The sequence below is a fragment of the Chryseobacterium sp. MHB01 genome, from assembly GCF_034651565.1.
Lineage (GTDB): Bacteria > Bacteroidota > Bacteroidia > Flavobacteriales > Weeksellaceae > Chryseobacterium > Chryseobacterium nepalense.
On sequence record NZ_JAYEDA010000001.1, the window covers coordinates 65026 to 83918 of the forward strand.

An 18893-nucleotide genomic window follows, 5' to 3' on the forward strand; every position below is an offset into this window, starting at 1 on the left:
ATAACCGCTATTTTTATAATAGCGGTTATTTTATTGGTTAAACGATTTTTATTAAATTTTATGTGTTAAATTTTTAATATTGTTGATTTATTTGTTTTTATATTATAATTTTGTTAATGAATTAACATTAAAATAATTGCTAATGAAAACAAATCTACTTTCTGAAAAAATTAAAAACCGATATGTATTTTCGGCTTTAACCATTTTTTCCGCTATTGGGCTTCATGCTCAAATTTCAACATTTCCCTGGACGGAAACTTTTGAAGACAATTCTCCTACCAGATCAGGCTGGACTCAGGTTTATGAAACAAACAACATGTCCTGGACATTCGCATCTTCTGCAACCACAGGAAGTAATGGAATAACAGCGTTTGCCGGAACAAAATTTGCCAACTTTCCGGCGAATTCTTCCGGTGCAGACAAAACAAAGCTTGTAACCCCGCCATTGAACAGTTCGGTGCTCACTTCGCCCAGACTGAGCTTTTATCTTATCAATCCCCAACAGGGATCGAATGCGAACTGGGTAAGAATTTACTATCGGATGTCAGCGTCTGATTCATGGAATATGGTGATGGGATTTCAGCCGCCTTTTAATTCCTGGTATTTCTTTGCCAACGTTAATCTTCCTCCCAATCTTTATCAGGTTGCCATAGAATGTGAAAATGCACAGGGATATTCTACATTGATTGATAATTTTACGATTACCAATGATGTTTTAGGGGTAAATGATGTAAAGGTTTCTCCGAAATCATCGATTAATTATTATCCGAATCCTGTTAATGATGTTTTGCATTATCAGGCAAAAGATAAGGTACGCGAAATGACCATTTATGACGCGAACGGAAGAAGAATTCAGACGCATAAAGTAAATGCTGAACAGGGAGATATAAATATTTCTAATTTGAGTAATGGGATATATATTATTTCAGGAAAAACTGATAAAGGAACAGAATCATTTAAGATAATTAAAAATTAATTTACTTCTCATGGTATAAAAGATAAATAGTTAATAATTTACATCAGGACATCTCATCACGGGATGTCTTTTTTTTATATTAAAATAAAAAGATTGACGAAATTTAGGTAAAATCATATGTGATTAAACGTTTACATTTTTTAAATTCGTATTAAATTAAAAGATATGACTTTCGGAATTGAAGCGGCAAGCTACCATGTGCCCTCATTATATTTGGAAATTAAAGATTTAGCGGAAAAAAGAGGAATTGAACCCGCAAAACTGGAAAAAGGTCTGGGCTTGCATAAAATGGGATTCCCGGATGTCCATGAAGATGCGGCAACATTTGCTGCAGAAGCCTTATTAAAACTGATTAAAGATTACCATATTAATCCAAAAGACATTGCAAGAATTTATCTGGGGACAGAAAGCGCTCTCGATGCGGCAAAGCCAACAGCTTCCTACGCGATGCAAATGGTAGAAAAGGTGCTGGAGGAAGAATTTGGAGAAAGATGTTTCAAAAACTGTGATGTGGTGGATCTCACCTTCGCCTGTATCGGGGCAGTAGACGCATTTCACAATTCTTTAGACTTTGTAAGAGTAAATCCGGATAAAAAAGCAGTTGTTATCGCCAGCGATTATGCAAAATATGAACTGGCTTCTTCCGGTGAATATACGCAGGGTGGTGGAGCAGTCGCTGTTTTGGTTTCTTCAAAACCGGATTTAATTGAATTTGAAAACAACTGGGGAGTGGCGACAGAATCTGTCTTTGACTTCTTCAAGCCGAGACGTCATTTCAAAAAAGAAAATCTGAACAATGCTCCCGAAAGTTTCCCGGAAAAAATTGAAATTTTTACGGATGAACCGGTTTTCGACGGGCAATATTCCAATCAGTGTTATCAGGACAGAATCAGGGAAGCGTACAACCATTATAAAGAAATTACCGGGAAAAATAAACCGTATGAGCACTGGAAATATCTGATTTTCCATCTTCCATATGCATTTCACGGTAAAAGGGTTTTCACGGAGATTTACAGTCTGGAAAACGGACTATCCTACGAAACGTCTGAAGAGCAAAAAGCAGTCGCAAAATCAGAAGCGTATATTCAGTTTATTAATGATAAAATTGAAAAATCACAGCGTGCTTCCTCAGAAATCGGAAATATGTACACGGCATCCATTTTTATGGCTTTGCTTTCTGCATTACAGACTTCTTTTAATGAAAATGATGAATTAACCGGAAAGGAAATTGGCTTTTTAGGATATGGAAGCGGTTCCAAATCGAAAGTTTTTGCCGGGAAAGTTTCAGCAAACTGGAAAAACGTAGTTTCAAAATGGGATGTATTTGAAGAATTAAAAAGCAGAACAGCCATCAATTTTGAAACCTATGAAAAGCTTCACAGAAAGCAGCTGGAAAATTCTGTTAATGAAAATTACAAAGGGTTCGGATTAAAATATGTGGAATTGGAAAACCCGGTCTTAAAAGGAGCAAGATATTATCATTATCAAAAATAGAAGGGCTTCTTAAGTAAGGATAATTTGAAATTTGTCATTCTGAGGGACGAAGAATCTGTTTAAATTAATTATTTGAGATTCTTCATTATATTCAGAATGACTTTTTTTAGATGGGCTTTTTTATAACCAGAAAAATAACAATAATAAAAAGCAGAATACAAAGATTAATAATCAAGTTAGCTTTTCTGCTTACTTTTACGCCAAATAGGGATATCATTCAAAAATATCTAAGGTATTTCTATCCTGATAACTTTTCGGCGTAACCCCTACCAGCTGCTTAAAAACTCTTGTAAAATAATTAGTATCCGAAAAGCCGGTCTGAAAAGCGGTTTCTTTAATGCTGTTCCTGCTTTTCAGTAACTCTTTTGCCCTGCTGATTCTTTCCTGGAGAATAAATTCATTTGGGGAAGTTCCCAGCTCATCCTTAAACATCCTGAAGAAATTCGATTTACTCACATATGCCAGTTTTGCAATGCTTTCAATAGAGAGTTTCTGATGAAGGTTTTTCCGAATATAATCTACCGCAAAACTGATTCTGGATCTGTTTTTTGCAATATTTTTCTCTACCATGCTTCTTGCCTGGGTCTGCATCAAACGGATCAGAAGTTCTTTCAAAGCAAAATCAGCCATAATATCTTTCTGTGAATTATCATCCATGGCAATACGCATAATATTGTTTGTGGCGGAAGCTAAAGACTGATTGTTGAAAAGAAAATATTCATCAAGTTCAATATTCCACTGTGAAGTTTCATCCGTTTTCGGCAGGTGATAATTAAGATGATTAAGAGAGTTTTCTATAAATTCGGGATTCAGGCTCAGGGAAATGCATTGAGATGGCGTTTCGTCTGCTTCCGGAAAATCAATGATCATGGTTTCGCCCGGAGCTACCAGAACACTCTCACCGGGGTAATAATCAAAATAATTCGTCTTATTGTCGAGCTTCATATGCTTTTTTCCGCGAAGCATGGCGGTAAAAGCGATGGTTTCAAAATGCAGTTTTACATCAAAAGCGGCTTTATGTGTTTCATAGATACTGAATTCACAATTGTTCAGATTGAATTTGGTCTGATTTTCAACCATGCTTAAAAGCTGGTTTTCCTTTTTCAATTCAGGAGTTTTCAGTAAAAATTTATGATCATTCATTTCTAAACAATTTATGTTTACACGTATCTCAAATATAAGAAAAATATGGTATCTGCTGAATGTTAATGAATTATAAAATTATTATTCTGTACGATTTTGAAGCTTTTTTGTACGATTATGCTATTCAAATCTCAAATGTAGGTGTAATTTGGCTATTAAGAAAAATTAAAAATTGTACAAATATGAGCACTACAACACAACAACAATCAGACACATTACTTCAATGGCCTGAATTCAAAAAGAGATATGATAATTATATCAATGGTAAGTTCACGGCACCGGTAAACGGAGAGTACTTCGATGTTGTATCGCCGGTGGACGGGAAAAAGTTTACGCAGGCTGCCCATTCCTCAAAAGAAGATCTGGAGATGGCTGTTAATGCTGCGGAAAAAGCATTTCAGACCTGGAAAGATACTTCATCAACAGAAAGAAGTGTTATTTTGAATAAAATTGCCGACAGGATTGAGCAGAACCTGGAATACATCGCAACCGTTGAAACCATTGACAACGGTAAGGCGGTAAGAGAAACGCTCGCGGCAGATATTCCTTTGGCAATTGATCATTTCAGATATTTCGCTTCGGTGATCAGAGCGGAAGAAGGTTCCCATAATGAATTGGACAAAGACACCGTTTCCCTTATCGTTCACGAACCACTGGGCGTTATTGCACAGATTATACCGTGGAATTTCCCGATTCTCATGGCGGTTTGGAAACTGGCTCCGGCATTGGCAGCCGGAAACTGCGTTGTACTGAAGCCCGCGGAAAGCACTCCGGTTTCTATCATGGTTTTGATGGAAATTATAGGAGATCTCCTTCCTCCGGGTGTTGTAAATATTGTCAACGGTTTCGGCGCAGAATTGGGAAGGGCATTGGTGACCAATCCGAAAGTTTCTAAAGCCGCATTTACAGGATCTACTGCAACGGGACGCCTTGTTATGCAGTATGCAACGGAAAACATTATTCCGGTAACTTTGGAATTAGGAGGGAAATCACCAAACGTTTTTTTCAGTTCAGTAATGGATGCGGATGATGAGTTTTTGGATAAAGCCATTGAAGGAGCAGTTCTTTTTGCACTGAACCAGGGAGAAATCTGTACATGTCCGTCAAGATTGCTTGTTCAGGAAGATATTGCGGATGCCTTTATTGCGAAAGTGATTCAAAGAGTAAAAGCGATTAAGGTTGGGAATCCGTTGGATAAAACCGTAATGATGGGCGCACAGGCGTCGCAGATCCAGAAAGATAAGATTCTTTCCTATATCAAACTTGGAAAAGAAGAAGGTGCGGAAGTGCTTGTTGGTGGTGATGTCAACAATGCTGGAGAAGGACTTGAAGATGGCTATTATATTCAGCCCACAATTTTCAAAGGCAATAACAGGATGAGAATTTTCCAGGAAGAAATTTTCGGGCCGGTGCTGGCTTTTACAACCTTCAAAGACGAAGAAGAAGCCGTTAAAATTGCCAATGATACGATTTACGGACTGGGAGCAGGAGTCTGGACGAGAGATGCACATCAGCTGTATACTATTCCGCGTCAGATCCAGGCGGGAAGAGTCTGGGTAAACCAGTATCACTCTTACCCTGCAGGAGCGCCTTTTGGGGGCTACAAACAATCCGGAATCGGAAGGGAAAACCACAAAATGATGCTGGATCATTACCGTCAGACTAAAAATATGCTGATCTCGTACAACAAAAACAAACTAGGATTTTTTTAATTTTAAATAATAGGGCGTGCCCGTTTGCCCCGGCTTCAGCCGGAGCAAAACGGTCGGGCTATCCAGGGCTGCACTTCGTTTCGGTGCTCCGCTTCGCTCCGCACCGGCTCGTTCCTCGCCGCCCTTCCTATCCCTCACGCAATGATTCGTTGTCTTGTACATATTTATACACATAGAGATTATCGAAGTCAGAAAAGTAATATTAACAATTTATACTCTTTGCGTCAAGTAAAATCAACCTTATATGATTCTTTAGAGTCTACAAGTAATTTATTATAGAAATAAAAAGTAAAGAAAACTCTTAGCGATCTTAGTTAAGTGTAACGCCTTTGCGAACTTAAAAAATATATAGTATTAAAAAAGATCTTTGCGGACTTTGCGTTAAATTAAAGATTAATCAAATAAACTTTTTATAAATAATCTGCGAAATCTGCGGGAAATAAACAATATCTGCCAGAAGCGCATGTACAGATCAACTAAAAAAAACTAATTCAAACTCAGAATATGATTCCAAAAACAATGAAAGCGGCCGTGGTACAGGGGTACGGTCAGCCGTTAAAAATTGAAGAAGTTCCGGTACGTGAGCCGGGAAGATATGAAGTACTGGTAAAAGTTATCGCTTGTGGCGTGTGTCATACAGACCTTCACGCTGTTGATGGCGACTGGCCCGCCAAGCCCAAAATGCCTTTAATTCCCGGACATGAAGGGGTAGGAATTGTAGTCGCCTGCGGTCCTGAAGCATATGTAAAAGAAGGAGATGCGGTAGGGGTTCCCTGGCTGTATTCCGCATGCGGATGCTGCGACTATTGTATTACCGGCTGGGAAACTCTTTGTGAAGCGCAGAAGAATGGCGGATACAGTATAGACGGAGGCTTCGCAGAATACGTCATTGCAGATTCAAGATATGTGGGACATTTGAAAAGTACTGTCAACTTTTTGGAGATCGCACCGATTCTTTGCGCCGGAGTTACCGTGTATAAAGGGTTAAAAGAAACGGAAACAAAACCTGGAGAATGGGTAGCCATTTCAGGAATCGGGGGATTGGGTCACGTAGCCGTTCAGTATGCGAAAGCAATGGGAATGCATGTGGCTGCTATTGATGTGGCGGATGATAAATTGGATTTGGCGAAAAAGCTCGGGGCAGATTTGGTAGTCAACGCAAGAAACACAGATCCTGGAGAATACCTGCATAAAGAAGTCGGCGGAATGCACGGCGCGCTCATTACGGCAGTTTCCCCTATTGCCTTCAAACAGGGAATTGATGTATTACGAAGAAAAGGAACCATTGCGCTGAACGGCCTTCCGCCGGGATCCTTTGAGCTTCCGATCTTTGAAACCGTGCTCAAGAGAATTACCGTGAGAGGTTCCATCGTCGGAACACGGAAAGATCTCCAGGAGGCACTTGATTTTGCTAATGAAGGATTGGTAAAAGCAACCGTTACCGCTGCAAAACTGGAAGATATTAACGAGGTCTTTGATAAGATGAAAAAAGGACAGATCGATGGAAGGATCGTTCTTGATATCGCCGGAAGTGCAAATTAATGATGACAATGTCTGGTTCGGCGAAATTTCATTTCGCCGAACTTTTTTTAACTTGTATAAAAGAATTGTAAGCACGTTTTGTATTTTGATATATTTTCGTCACTTTGAGTAGATTTTGAAAAAATCGTATCGAGAAGTTTGTTACTTCTGAAGATAATCTGTTCTCGATACATTTTTCTCCACTTTGTTACGAAAAAATACTCGAACTGACGAATTCAATAACAAAATTTTGCAAAATGCACAACTGCATATTATAAGTATAAAGTAAATTTGCTTGAGACTCAGAAAAAGCCCAGCTGCTTAAAATAATTGAAGTACCCCGAATAGCAAACTATTTAATTTGAGCTATGCCAATCAATAACAAAAGAAGAATTATGAACCCTAAAATATCAAGACTCTCCGCTACAGAAAAAGCCTTGGAAGTCATCTGGGAGCTCGAAAAAAAATACGGTGATCTCATGTTCTACCAGGCAGGAGGCTGTTGCGAAGGCACACAGCCGCAATGTTTTGAAAAAGGTGGGTTTTATCCGCGAATGAACGATGCCATGATCGGGACCATCAACGGACACGAATTCTGGATCGACCGCGACCTCTTCGAGTACTGGCAGTATTCCCATTTTACATTGGACGTTACCGATGGTTTCGGACCGGGAGGGTTTTCTTTGGAAACTCCACTGGGAAAAACATTTAAAGTTATTTATACACTCTTCACACCGGAAGAACTGGAAAATCTGGAGCCAGTAAAGCGCAGTGAATAAATCTGCCTGATCATCAAAAAAAAATTTGTGTAATCTGTGTTTAGCAAAAACAAAAAATCAGACTTTCACAAATCGGCTCACAAACATCGAAGCCACCAATTGCCCGACTGCATTCAGAACAGTAGCCAGCGGATCCACCAGGGTTCCGATAATCATCACTGCCGGAATGGCTTCCTGTGGCAGTTTATAGACTGAGATCATCAGCATCTCACCGATATATCCGCCATTGGGAATTCCGCCCGCTACAATGCTCACGAAAACCGTAATGCCTAATGCCAGAAGTAAATTTATCGGATCGAAAAAATCTCTGCCGATAATCATAAAAGCAACATAGATCTTAATGATGGATGACATGGAAGATCCGTTTTTATGCAGCGTAGTTCCGATAGGGATCACAATATTTGAAATCTGACTGGGAATTCCGATTCTGGATGCAGCTTCTAAGTTAGCAGGCATAGTAGCGAAGCTGCTGCAGGTACTCAGTGCCGTGGCTGTAGGATAAATCGCATTTTTCCAAAAACTTTTAACACCATTCGTCCCGGCGGCCATAAAAGCATAAATGGAAAAAAACAACAGAAAATAAATGACACCTGCAATATAATAAAGTCCGAGTGGCTTAGCATAAAATCCGAAAAGCTGAGGTCCCAGTGTGGCCACCTGATAAGCGAAATAGGCCCCCAAACCAATGGGAGCAGCTTTCATAATTAATAGTAACAGTTCTTTCATGACTTCATATCCGGAAGCAATAAACATCCTGAATGATTGTCCTTTTTCTCCTGCTTTTCTTGCAGAAAATCCCGTCATAAATGCAAAAATAAGCAGGGCCAGCATATTCTGCCGTGAAAAAAGCTGTGTAAATTCGCCCACAGTAAAAAAACTCACAATCCTGTTGCCCCAGCTTTCTTCGGAAGCCACTTCCTCTACCAGTTCCTTACTCCCTGAAACTCCCGAAACCGGAAATAAATACACCGCGAAGATCGTAAAAACGGCCGCTGTTAAAATGAAAAAAAGAAAAGTAAACGCCATGGTTATCATGATTTTTCCAAACTTCGACTCTTGCTCCAGCGATGCAATGGAATTGGAAACTGCAAAGAAAACAAGCGGAACAACACTTACGAACAATAAATTCAGGAAAATATCTCCTAAAGGTTTTATATAACTTACCGTTTGTGGTGCCACAATTCCGATGATACTCCCGATAACGATCCCCAGAAGCAAAAGCAGGATTCCCGAATAGTTTTTCAACACTTCTTTCATAGAGCGCTTTTTAATCAAAGATAGCTTTATTTTTAACACTTCATTATATAAATTTCGTCTCTAAAATCCTTAAATTTGAGTAAAAAGGTTTCTATGGCTTATATAGACTACTATAAAATTTTAGGCGTAGATAAAAACGCAACGCAGGAAGATATTAAAAAAGCGTATCGCAAGCTTGCAAGAAAACTTCATCCCGACCTGAATCCTGACGATAAGGAAGCAGAAAGGAAATTCAAGGAGATCAACGAAGCCAATGAAGTTCTCAGTAATCCTGAAAACCGTGCTAAATACGATAAATATGGAGAACACTGGAAACATGGTGAAGAGTATGAAAAAGCACAACAGCAACAGCAGCAACAAAGGCAAAGTCACGGAAATAATTATAGTAGCGGATTTTCCGGTGCTGATTTTGGTGAAGGAGAAGATTTCTCGGATTTTTTCCAAAGCATGTTCGGTGGAACAGGAGGTTTCGGGAGAAGTTCAAGAGGGAGCGCTTCCGGGAAATTTAAAGGACAGGATGTTCATGCAGAGCTGAATCTAAGCTTAAAGGATGCTGCAACTACGCATCAGCAGACTTTTGATATTAACGGGAAAAAGGTGAGGATTACCATTCCGGCCGGAGTTTATGACGGACAGCAGATTAAATTAAAAGGCCATGGAAATCCCGGCTATAATGGTGGTCCGAACGGTGATTTGTACATTACTTTTACGATTCCGGCTGATCCGGATTTTGAAAGGATAGGAGATGATTTAAAAACTAAAGTCGCGATCGATTTGTATACGGCTGTTTTGGGCGGCGATGTTAATGTAAATACCCTTACCGGAAGCGTTAATCTTAAGGTGAAACCTGAAACCCAGAACGGAATGACCGTAAGGCTAAAAGGAAAAGGCTTCCCTGTCTACAAAAAGGAAGGAGAATTCGGAGATCTTTTTGTGACGTACGATGTGAAACTGCCTACAAACCTTACCAATGAGCAGAAGCAACTTTTCGAACAACTAAAAAACTCTTAAGTCATGAATGAAAGAATATCACGGGAAGAACTCGTAAAAATATACAATATTGAAATCACCTTTTTTGATGAACTGGTAGATTCCGGTTTACTGAATATTCAGACAGAGAATGAAATCCACTATCTGATGTATGAAGATCTGCCGTCTTTTGAAAGGTTTACCAACTGGTATTATGATCTGGAAATCAACCTCCCCGGACTTGAAGTAATCCACGATATGCTCAGGAAAATGGAAGACCTGAAACAGAAAAACCGTGAACTGATGAGTAAGCTTTCAGCCATCAGCGACAAATATGAGGAAGGGAGTTTTTGAGTGAGAGGGTTTTAGAGTATGAGTGTTGTAGAGTTTTAGAGGAAGTGTTTGATGTTGATCTTTAAAATGAGATTGATACAATGAAAAACTTATCTTTGCTGCAGAATTAATAATATGATTGAAGAGAAAGTAATCGTTCTGAAACCGAAAAGAATAGATTTTGAAGAAATATATTTCAACGGGAACCAGGGAAGCCTGTTCTTTTCTCCTACAACGAAGGGAAAAACGGTTACCACCATTATAGTTGCTGTTATCCTGTTGATTTTATTCATTTTCAAAGATGATTTCAGTAAAGAAAAATCAGGGATATTGTATTTTGTAAGCTTTTTGTTCCTGCTTTGCGCTGTTTTTTTATCGGTAAGCATTAATAAAGTTTCAAGATGGAAGAAGCAGGTAGCGCACTATTTAAATAAGATCGAAAATTGTAAAGTTTATGAAATCAGAATGGAGGAGAATTTTTTCACTGTGAATATTAACGGTGATAAAGAGACCAGCGAATGGAAAGATTTTGAGTTTTTCGACAGCAATAATGAATTTATCAGCATCGAAGGAAAGTACAGCTATATGTTTCCCAGAAAATCGATGAGCGAAAAAGACTACAGCTTTTTAAAGCAAGTTTTAAAGAAAAACATCAACGAATAATTATTCAGCAGATTAAAACTTAATCCGTATAAAATAAAAAAACTCAGAACAGATGTTCTGAGTTCTTTATTTTGTAGAGTGGGACTTATTAATCCAGCCAACCCATTTCTTTCATCCATTCGTCGTTATAGATTTTTCCGACGTATCTTGAACCGTGATCATGAAGAAGTACCACAATTACATCATCTTTCGTGAACTGATCCTTCATCTGTACCAGTGAAGCAATGGCACTTCCTGCAGAATATCCGCAGAAAATTCCTTCTTCTTTTGCTAATTTTCTAGCATAAATAGCTCCGTCTTTATCTGTTACCTTCTCAAAATGATCGATAACCGCCATGTCATAATTCTCAGGAAGAATGTCTTCACCGATTCCTTCGGTAATATAAGTATAGGCGTTTCCTAAATTAATTTCCCCTGTCTCATGGATTTCTTTTAAGATCGATCCGTAGGTGTCAACTCCAATTACTTTGATATTCGGGTTTTTCTCTTTGAAGAATGTGCCACAGCCGGTAATAGTGCCTCCCGTTCCTGCTCCCACTACGAAGTGGGTCAGTTTTCCTTCGGTCTGTTCCCATATTTCAGGAGCGGTGGATTCATAATGCGCAGCCCTGTTGGATAAATTATCATATTGATTCACATACCAACCGTTTTCAGTTTCCTTCGCAAGACGCTTTGATACCGAATAATAAGAACGCGGGTCTGTAGGTTTTACGTCGGTAGGGCAAACAATGACTTCAGCACCTACAGCACGGAGAATATCGCATTTTTCTTTAGATTGTTTTGAATTGGTTACAAAAATACATTTGTATCCTTTGATGATTGCTGCAAGAGCCAATCCCATTCCTGTATTTCCTGAAGTTCCTTCGATAATGGTGCCTCCCGGCTTTAGCCTTCCGTCTTTTTCTGCGTCTTCAATCATTTTCAGGGCCATTCTGTCCTTCACGGAATTTCCTGGATTGAATGTCTCAACCTTTGCCAAAACTAGTGCCGGAAAATCTTCACCCAAAACTTTATTCAGTTTTACCAATGGTGTATTTCCTATAGTTTCGAGGATGTTGTTTGCGTATTTCATAAATGTTTTTTAAGCATGGCAAAGATACGGCTTTAAATTTTATCAGGATAAACGATCCTATCGATTCCATGAATAAGTTAATTCACAACTGAGACTTTTCACTTTTTATTTTTCACTTACTTCTAATTATATTTAATCGCCTTCACCGGAGAAATCTTACTGATGAGGTAGCTGGGAATAATTAAGGCCAGCCCTGAAATAATCAGAATGCCCACCGAGATGGAGATAATCATCAATGGATTAAGATCTACCGGAACCGTGCTTACGTAATAGTTTTCAGGATTCAGTTTGATAATGCCAAAAATCTTCTGGATGAAAATCAGGCCTAAACCAATTACATTTCCATACAAAAGCCCGGGAATCATAATGATCAGTGTATAGTTGATAAAGGTTGCACGAATCTGTGAATTGCTGGCTCCGAGTGTTTTAAGAAGGCCTATGGAATTGGTTCTTTCAATAATAAGGATTAATAGAACCATGATAATATTAATAACCACTACAATCAGCATGATGATAATAATCAATGCAATATTGGTGTCAAAAATACTGATCCAGTCGGTAATCTGCGGGAATTTCTCTGTAGCTTTTTCAGCATAGTTTTTATATCCTATCAGCTTTTCGATTTCGGGAAAATCTGCATCTGCATCATTTACATTTTTAAAGAAAATATCAATTCCACCAGCTTCTTCGGGTTTCATATCCTGAATTTTACGCACATGATTAATGTCTCCGATAACAAATTGATCATCAATCATCTTAATATCCGTTCTGTAGATTCCCAGCACTTCAAATTTTCTGTAGATAGGCTGCTGATCGGTTTTTGAAAATACCGTGACAATGCTGTCTTTTACCTTGAGATGAAGATCTTTTGCTGTTTTTTCAGAGATTACTACGCCGTTGTTATACCCTTTCTCAGTAACCTGCGGGGTAGTTCCGGCGATCAGGAATTTTTTAAATCTGACGCTGTCAAAATCTTTTCCGATTCCTTTGAAAATAATCCCTGCAAAATTATGCTCATTCCGCATTATACCCGTTAACATCGCATATTTCTGAACGCTTGCGACATCAGGAATTTCTTTTATTTTTTTAATATCAAGACCCTGGTTATCGAGTACAGAAGTGTTGTATGAAGAGTTTGATCTTGTAGATCTTACTGTAATATGGCCGCTGAAATCTGCCAGTCTTTCTTTAATCGCTTTCTTAGAACCGAACCCAGTGGATACGGTAATTAGAGAAACAATGATTCCCAGCGCTACCGAAAGCCTTCCAATGAAGATAATCACCCTTGACAGGTTATTTTTGTTATCTTTGGAAAACGCTATTTTTCTAGAGAAATATAAAGGAAATTTCAAGCTTATGAATTTAGATCTCAAAATTAAAAATTTACTTCTTATTTGCCTAATTTTTTTAGGAGTATTCCATCAATATAATTCTCAATCCAAAGCTTTGGAAGGTTTTAAAACAGGTGCCGATCAGCCAGAAATATATTTGCCGTTGCTAAAGGGTAAAACAATTGGCGTGGTGACTAATCAGACCGGATTAATGAGCGACAGAACTCATGTTGTTGATTTTTTAGTAAAAAACAGGATTAACATTAAATCTATTTTTGCTCCCGAGCATGGTTTCCGAGGCGATGCCGATGCCGGTGAAAAAGTAAAAAACGGTGTAGATGTAAAAACAGGAATTCCTATTGTTTCTTTGTATGGAAATAATAAGAAACCAAAACCTGAACAATTAAAAGGAATTGATATTGTGGTTTTTGATATACAGGATGTAGGGGTGCGCTTTTATACCTATATTTCTACATTAACATATCTTATGGAAGCCGCAGCGGAAAATAATGTTGAGGTAATGGTGCTGGACCGCCCCAATCCGCATGACGGTTATACAGACGGCCCTGTTCTGAACAAAAAATGGACAAGTTTTGTCGGAATGCATGAAGTGCCTGTAGTTTATGGCCTTACCATCGGGGAATACGGTAAAATGGTGAATGGAGAAAGATGGCTTGAGAAGGGAGTTCAGGCAAAATATACTTTGGTCCAGATGAAAAATTATCATAAAAAATTACGGTATCCAATTTTGGAAAAGCCTTCGCCGAATTTGCCCAACGAGAAATCAATCAATCTGTATCCAAGTTTATGCTTTTTTGAAGGAACTCAGGTTTCCGTAGGAAGAGGTACCGATCTGCCTTTTCAGATTTACGGTTCGCCGTGGACAAAAAGTTTACCGTATCAGTTTACACCGAAACCTAATTTTGGGGCTAAAGATCCTTTCCTCAACGGAAAACTCTGCTATGGAGAAAATCTTTCAGGTTATCCTCACGACTTAACAGAGCTTAACCTCGAATGGTTGCTTAAAGCCTATAGAAATTATAAGAATCCTGAGCTGGACTTTTTCCTTAAGCCTGCACCCGGCAAAAATTTCTGGTTTGATACTTTAGCTGGGGATGATACGCTTAGAAAACAGATCGTTTCCGGAAAGTCCATCAGGGAAATTAAAGATTCCTGGAAACCCGGTTTGGAAAAGTTCGAGAAAATAAGAAAGAAGTATATGATCTATGAAAATTGATCTGTGAATGATCAATCGTATCAGTTTGAAATTCAAAGAATGAATTTACCGTTGCTTTTTGACGTTTAATCAAAATTTTGCGGCGGCGTTTTATCGTCTTTGCCCTTATTCATGATTACTAAACCGATAGACAGACCAATTACTCCCGCAGCACCGATCATTAAAGCTCTTTCCAGTTTATCAGCCTGGTCATTGCCAAGGTAATTCATCATAAAAAGAATGATAAAAGTAACGGCACAAAGAATCAGATGATTTTTTCCGAATAATTTCATAATGATTATTTTAATTGATAAGAAATCATGACGCCTCCTCTGTAAGGAAGAATTTCACCACTTCTGTTGAATTTGTTGTCTTTTCTGTCATAGCGCTCTCCAGTAGTTCTGTCGTAGCCTTTGTAAAAATCCTGTGATGATCCAATAGCTGCATACACGTCAATATTCCATCTGTCGGAAACTTTAAACTGATACCCTCCTGTTATACCAAATATAAGCGAATATCCCTTCTGGTAAAGATTTGAGGTAACGAAAACTTCTCCAAAATCATTATAATAAGGTCCGTCAGACCAATAATTCCACTTTTGCAAAACAAATGAAGAGGCGGCAATGTTGGCTCCCAGATAAAAATGTCTGAACGCTTCATTAAAGTAATATCTTCCTTCAGCTGAGACTGAATAATACTGTAGTTCATGTCCTGCAAAATATTTCCAGGGAGAAATCAAAACATCACCCTGTACGGTAATTTTTTTGCTGAGCTGATGTTCCAGAGCAAGATTAACAATCCCTAAAGGAATAAAGGCTGCATTACCTTTTATATAGACCTTTTTTTCATTGATGTTTTCCTGTTCCTGGGCATTTAAATTTCCTAAAATAAAAAGGGTAAGAAAGCCTGCTAATAATCTGATCTTCATTATTTCTTATTAATTTGTTTTAATAACTCCTCTGCCAGTGTAGAATCTTTCTGTGCCTGAGATGCCATATTTTTTGACATTTCTGCGTAGGTCTTTGCCTGTTCCTTATTTCCGGTAAGAAAATAAAGTTTTGCGAGAATGTAAGTGTTTTCAGAAGTTTCACTACGCATAACAGATTTTTCGGCCCATTCAGCAGCTTTTTTCAGCGATGTAACATTAGTTATATGTTCAGAAAATATCCATGCTGCTTTTAATAATTCATTAGGTTCAAAAGCTTCCGAATTTTTATAGTAGACAAGGGCAGCCTTTTCATATTCCGGGAAATTGGCGTTTTGCTCGTAATAGCTTAATTTGGTCTGATTGAGTTTTACTTCAGCATCATGTTTTCCTACAAGAGGTTCTGCTGCTTTCATGAAGTAATCATCGTTAATTCTTTTATTCTGATTGTCAATTGATTGTTCAACAATTTTCCCCAGCTTAATCTGATTGTCGAATTCATGATATGTTTCTTCAGGTAAAAATTTAATGATGTCAGCTTTCCTTTCAGTAAAGACTTTATAATTTTTGTCTTCAGAAGATTTAAGGAAGTACAGTAAAAGATCCACATCATCTTTTGTAAATTCTGATGTTTTAGCTTTGTTTTCAAAATATCTTTCCGAAGCTCTTTTGGCAAAACCAAAATCTGAAGAAGAATTGAGTTTCATAATATTGATCAGGAATTCAGGATTTTTTTCACCCTTTTCAAAGCGTTCTTTTAAGGAACCTTTTTTGTTGTTGGGAGAATTAACGTCCTGTGCCATTGAGATGAACATACTTTCTTCCATATAACCGTAATTCTGGGAAACGAGCTCGCCATCGCCATTCAGAAATAGATAAGTAGGATAGGAGCGTACACCGTATTTGGCAGCAATTTCTCTTCCTTCGCCCTTTTCCATGTCGAATCTGGCATTGATGAAGTTGGCATTGTAATAATCTCCCACCGATTTTTTCGTGAAAATATTCTTTTCCATCATTTTGCAAGGGCCACACCATGAGGTAAATGCATCAATAAATACGATTTTATTTTCTTTTTTTGCCTTTGAAATAAGATCTTTAAATGGAAGTTCCTGAAAATGAATAGCTTCCTGGGCAAAAGCTGTGATCACAAAAAATAAAAACAAAACGGAAACAATCTTCTTCATTTTTTCAATAAAAATTAGAAAAGCGAATATACTTATTTTCAGCGTAAGAATAGTTGAAAAACAAAAAAGTCATCTCAATTGAGATGACTTTTTTTGTGGTTTCTCCAGGAATCGAACCAGGGACACATGGATTTTCAATCCATTGCTCTACCAACTGAGCTAAGAAACCATTTAATTTTTACTTCTTTTTTGAAGTGGTGCAAAAGTAATAATAAAAATCACATCCTGCAACTTATCTTAAAAACTTAGAAAAGAAAACCACCTTTTTTTGAAGGTGGTTTTTGTGGTTTCTCCAGGAATCGAACCAGGGACACATGGATTTTCAATCCATTGCTCTACCAACTGAGCTAAGAAACCATTCTTTTTACTTCGTTGTTTTAAAGTGATGCAAAAGTACTAAGTTTTCGTATATGAAGCAAGTATTAATAATACTTTTTTTAACAAAAATTAAAAACCTATTGATTTTCAACAGAATTATTTTCCTGTTCCTTCCTTATTTGCTCACTCATCTCTTCTAATACTGGCTTGATCGTATTTTCAGGCAAATCACTTATTCTAATATACATTAATCCGTCAATGGCATCATTGAAGTTTGGATCTACGTTGAAGGCAATTACTTTTGCATTTTGTTTGATGTATTTTTTAATCAAAACAGGCAGTCTCAATTCAGGCTCAAGGTCATCAATAATTTTATCCAGCTTATTCAGGTCAGATTCCATTTCTTCGAAAAAAAGATGTTTATCCCTGTCGCGGAGCTTTACTTTGTATTCATTTCTGGGGGTAATATATTGTGCTACTGCAGAATCATAATAATTGGAACGCATAAACTCAATCATCAGAGATTTCGAAAACTCGGAAAATTTATTGGAAATACTTACGCCACCCATCAGGAATTTATGATCCGGATTTCTCAGGCATACATGCACAATACCTCTCCAAAGCAGAAAAAGCGGTAATGGTTTCTGCTGATAATCCTGACAGATATAAGCGCGTCCCATTTCAATAACTTTTTTAAAGAAAGGATGGATGTCCTGTTCAAATTCAAACAGTGAGCTGGTATAAAATCCTTTGATTCCGGATTTCTTCATCACCTCTCTTCCCAAAGCCATTCTGTATGCTCCTACCAGTCTTTCTTCGGCACTGTCCCATAAAAAAAGGTGATGATAATGTTTATCATATTCATCCAGATCGAATGGCAGGTTGCTGCCTTCTCCCACGGCACGGAAGGTAAGCTCTCTTTGCCTTCCGATTTCCCTCATAATAGAAGGGATTTCTTCATATTTGGTAAAATAGACTTCATAATTCCCGTTGCTGAAGAACATTTTGTCAGTTCCTTTCAGCTTTTGGATGTCTTTAAGAATATCTTCTTTTGGCGTCTCGTCAATAATATTCTGAACAATATTTTCTTCTTTCAGCAAAGGGAATTTCACCGAGAGATTTTTAAGATTAATGCTTTGTGCCAGTGATTTTCGTTTCTCATAGTAAGATTTCATCATGTAAACCTTACGTTTCAGGAAATCGCCGAGTTCTTCAATGCTCTCCATATCGTCCATTGCTTTTACGGCAATAGGTCTTCCGATACGAATCCTGATCGGTTTTTCCCGGTCGTTCATCATTTCTGCCGGAAGCATAAGGGTCTGTAAACTCGGATGTATTTTTGCCATCTGATAAAATAATCTGCTGTTCTTGGCATGGAAATACATAGGAACAATCGGTACTTTGGCCATTTTGATGAGCTTAAGCGCCGGTTTTTCCCATTCTTTATCTAAAATTTCTCCGTACGGATTATTCTTATTGGAGACTTCTCCTGCCGGAAAAATACCTACACAGCCTCCGTTTTGGAGATGCTTCAATGTTTCACGCATTCCTGAAGAGCTGCTGTATGCACCTTTCCTGTTTTCAAAAGGATTCACCGAAATTACATATGGTTCCATTGGTTTTATTTTTTCCAGCAGGAAATTTCCCATAACCTTAAAATCAGGACGGACTTCCGAAAGAATCTTGCACATCAGAATACCATCTATGGCACCAAGCGGATGATTGGAAACGAGAATAAACGGCCCTGTTTTCGGTATTTTTGCCAAATCCTCTTCAAAAGCGATATAGCTTAGGTTTCGCTCTCTCACAAATGAGTCGAAAAAGTCTTTGCCTTCCTTGTCTTTTAATTTATCGTATAATTTATTTACTTCATTTATTTTGGCAACGCTCATCACAGCAGATGCCACAGGATTCTTTAAAAATCCTATTTTATGTAAGCCGGAAGCATTTATCAAATCGTTTTTCGATATTAAACTCATGTGTGTTTAGTCGCAATTAGT

17 protein-coding genes and 2 tRNA genes are annotated in these 18893 nt (G+C 38.0%); 9 read left to right on the forward strand and 10 right to left on the reverse strand.

The genetic code is table 11. The annotated features are described in order from the left end of the window. The first annotated feature begins 142 nt into the window (after positions 1-142). Together U9K52_RS00330 and U9K52_RS00335 are read left to right on the forward strand one after the other, a co-directional pair. On the forward strand, positions 143-976 hold the full coding sequence (locus U9K52_RS00330; RefSeq protein ID WP_322924367.1) for a T9SS type A sorting domain-containing protein: 834 nt from the start codon (positions 143-145) through the stop codon (positions 974-976). A 165-nt stretch (positions 977-1141) separates the two neighbouring features. Next, positions 1142-2470: a hydroxymethylglutaryl-CoA synthase family protein gene (locus U9K52_RS00335; RefSeq protein WP_322924369.1), complete on the forward strand. Its 1329-nt coding sequence runs from the start codon at positions 1142-1144 to the stop codon at positions 2468-2470. Positions 2471-2683: 213 nt separating this feature from the next. Here U9K52_RS00335 and U9K52_RS00340 read toward each other — a convergent pair whose 3' ends face one another. Next, positions 2684-3613: a helix-turn-helix transcriptional regulator gene (locus U9K52_RS00340; protein ID WP_322924371.1), complete on the reverse strand. Its 930-nt coding sequence runs from the start codon at positions 3611-3613 to the stop codon at positions 2684-2686. Positions 3614-3795: 182 nt separating this feature from the next. Here U9K52_RS00340 and U9K52_RS00345 point away from each other — a divergent pair, with 182 nt between their 5' ends. The 3 genes from U9K52_RS00345 to U9K52_RS00355 all read left to right on the forward strand — a co-directional run bounded on the left by U9K52_RS00345 (position 3796) and on the right by U9K52_RS00355 (position 7625). Then, positions 3796-5325 carry an aldehyde dehydrogenase family protein gene (locus U9K52_RS00345; RefSeq protein WP_322924373.1) on the forward strand — a complete coding sequence of 510 codons (1530 nt, stop codon included), beginning with the start codon at positions 3796-3798 and terminating at the stop codon, positions 5323-5325. Positions 5326-5829: 504 nt separating this feature from the next. Beyond that, positions 5830-6867, forward strand: a complete 1038-nt coding sequence (gene adhP, locus U9K52_RS00350) for an alcohol dehydrogenase AdhP (protein WP_322924375.1) — start codon at positions 5830-5832, stop codon at positions 6865-6867. 374 nt (positions 6868-7241) lie between these two features. Further along, entirely contained in the window at positions 7242-7625 is a 384-nt protein-coding gene (locus U9K52_RS00355; RefSeq protein ID WP_263601289.1) for a DUF779 domain-containing protein, read from the forward strand. A gap of 57 nt (positions 7626-7682) precedes the next feature. Here the strand turns inward: U9K52_RS00355 and U9K52_RS00360 are convergent, their stop codons facing one another. After that, positions 7683-8882, reverse strand: coding sequence for a dicarboxylate/amino acid:cation symporter (locus U9K52_RS00360; RefSeq protein WP_322924377.1), 1200 nt, complete (start codon positions 8880-8882; stop codon positions 7683-7685). Positions 8883-8975: 93 nt separating this feature from the next. Here U9K52_RS00360 and U9K52_RS00365 point away from each other — a divergent pair, with 93 nt between their 5' ends. From U9K52_RS00365 to U9K52_RS00375, 3 genes are all read left to right on the forward strand, one after another. Further along, positions 8976-9893 (forward strand): J domain-containing protein, encoded by a 918-nt coding sequence (locus U9K52_RS00365; RefSeq protein WP_322924379.1) that lies wholly within the window; start codon positions 8976-8978, stop codon positions 9891-9893. 3 nt (positions 9894-9896) lie between these two features. Next, positions 9897-10205, forward strand: coding sequence for a chaperone modulator CbpM (locus tag U9K52_RS00370; RefSeq protein WP_263601286.1), 309 nt, complete (start codon positions 9897-9899; stop codon positions 10203-10205). A 114-nt stretch (positions 10206-10319) separates the two neighbouring features. Continuing rightward, positions 10320-10847: a hypothetical protein gene (locus U9K52_RS00375; protein ID WP_322924382.1), complete on the forward strand. Its 528-nt coding sequence runs from the start codon at positions 10320-10322 to the stop codon at positions 10845-10847. Between the two features lie 88 nt (positions 10848-10935). Here U9K52_RS00375 and U9K52_RS00380 read toward each other — a convergent pair whose 3' ends face one another. Then, positions 10936-11919 (reverse strand): PLP-dependent cysteine synthase family protein, encoded by a 984-nt coding sequence (locus U9K52_RS00380; protein ID WP_248391616.1) that lies wholly within the window; start codon positions 11917-11919, stop codon positions 10936-10938. Positions 11920-12041: 122 nt separating this feature from the next. Next, entirely contained in the window at positions 12042-13271 is a 1230-nt protein-coding gene (locus U9K52_RS00385; RefSeq protein WP_248391617.1) for an ABC transporter permease, read from the reverse strand. A gap of 4 nt (positions 13272-13275) precedes the next feature. On the opposite strand from U9K52_RS00385, the gene U9K52_RS00390 reads away from it, so the two are divergent. Beyond that, complete coding sequence (locus tag U9K52_RS00390) at positions 13276-14487, forward strand: DUF1343 domain-containing protein (RefSeq protein WP_322924388.1); 1212 nt, start codon at positions 13276-13278, stop codon at positions 14485-14487. 65 nt (positions 14488-14552) lie between these two features. On the opposite strand, the gene U9K52_RS00395 is transcribed toward U9K52_RS00390, so the two are convergent. The 6 genes from U9K52_RS00395 to U9K52_RS00420 all read right to left on the reverse strand — a co-directional run bounded on the left by U9K52_RS00395 (position 14553) and on the right by U9K52_RS00420 (position 18872). Next, positions 14553-14759, reverse strand: coding sequence for a hypothetical protein (locus tag U9K52_RS00395; RefSeq protein WP_248391619.1), 207 nt, complete (start codon positions 14757-14759; stop codon positions 14553-14555). A gap of 5 nt (positions 14760-14764) precedes the next feature. Continuing rightward, positions 14765-15394 (reverse strand): DUF3575 domain-containing protein, encoded by a 630-nt coding sequence (locus U9K52_RS00400; RefSeq protein WP_322924390.1) that lies wholly within the window; start codon positions 15392-15394, stop codon positions 14765-14767. Next, a complete protein-coding gene (locus U9K52_RS00405) occupies positions 15394-16575 on the reverse strand; it encodes a thioredoxin family protein (RefSeq protein ID WP_322924392.1) in 1182 nt (393 codons plus the stop codon). Before U9K52_RS00405 ends, U9K52_RS00400 begins: the two co-directional genes overlap by 1 nt. 96 nt (positions 16576-16671) lie before the next feature. Beyond that, positions 16672-16744: transfer RNA gene (locus tag U9K52_RS00410), tRNA-Phe, on the reverse strand. A 115-nt stretch (positions 16745-16859) separates the two neighbouring features. After that, positions 16860-16932 (reverse strand) — tRNA-Phe (locus U9K52_RS00415). Positions 16933-17030: 98 nt separating this feature from the next. Continuing rightward, positions 17031-18872 carry a lysophospholipid acyltransferase family protein gene (locus U9K52_RS00420; protein WP_248391622.1) on the reverse strand — a complete coding sequence of 614 codons (1842 nt, stop codon included), beginning with the start codon at positions 18870-18872 and terminating at the stop codon, positions 17031-17033. Between the last annotated feature and the right edge of the window lie 21 nt (positions 18873-18893).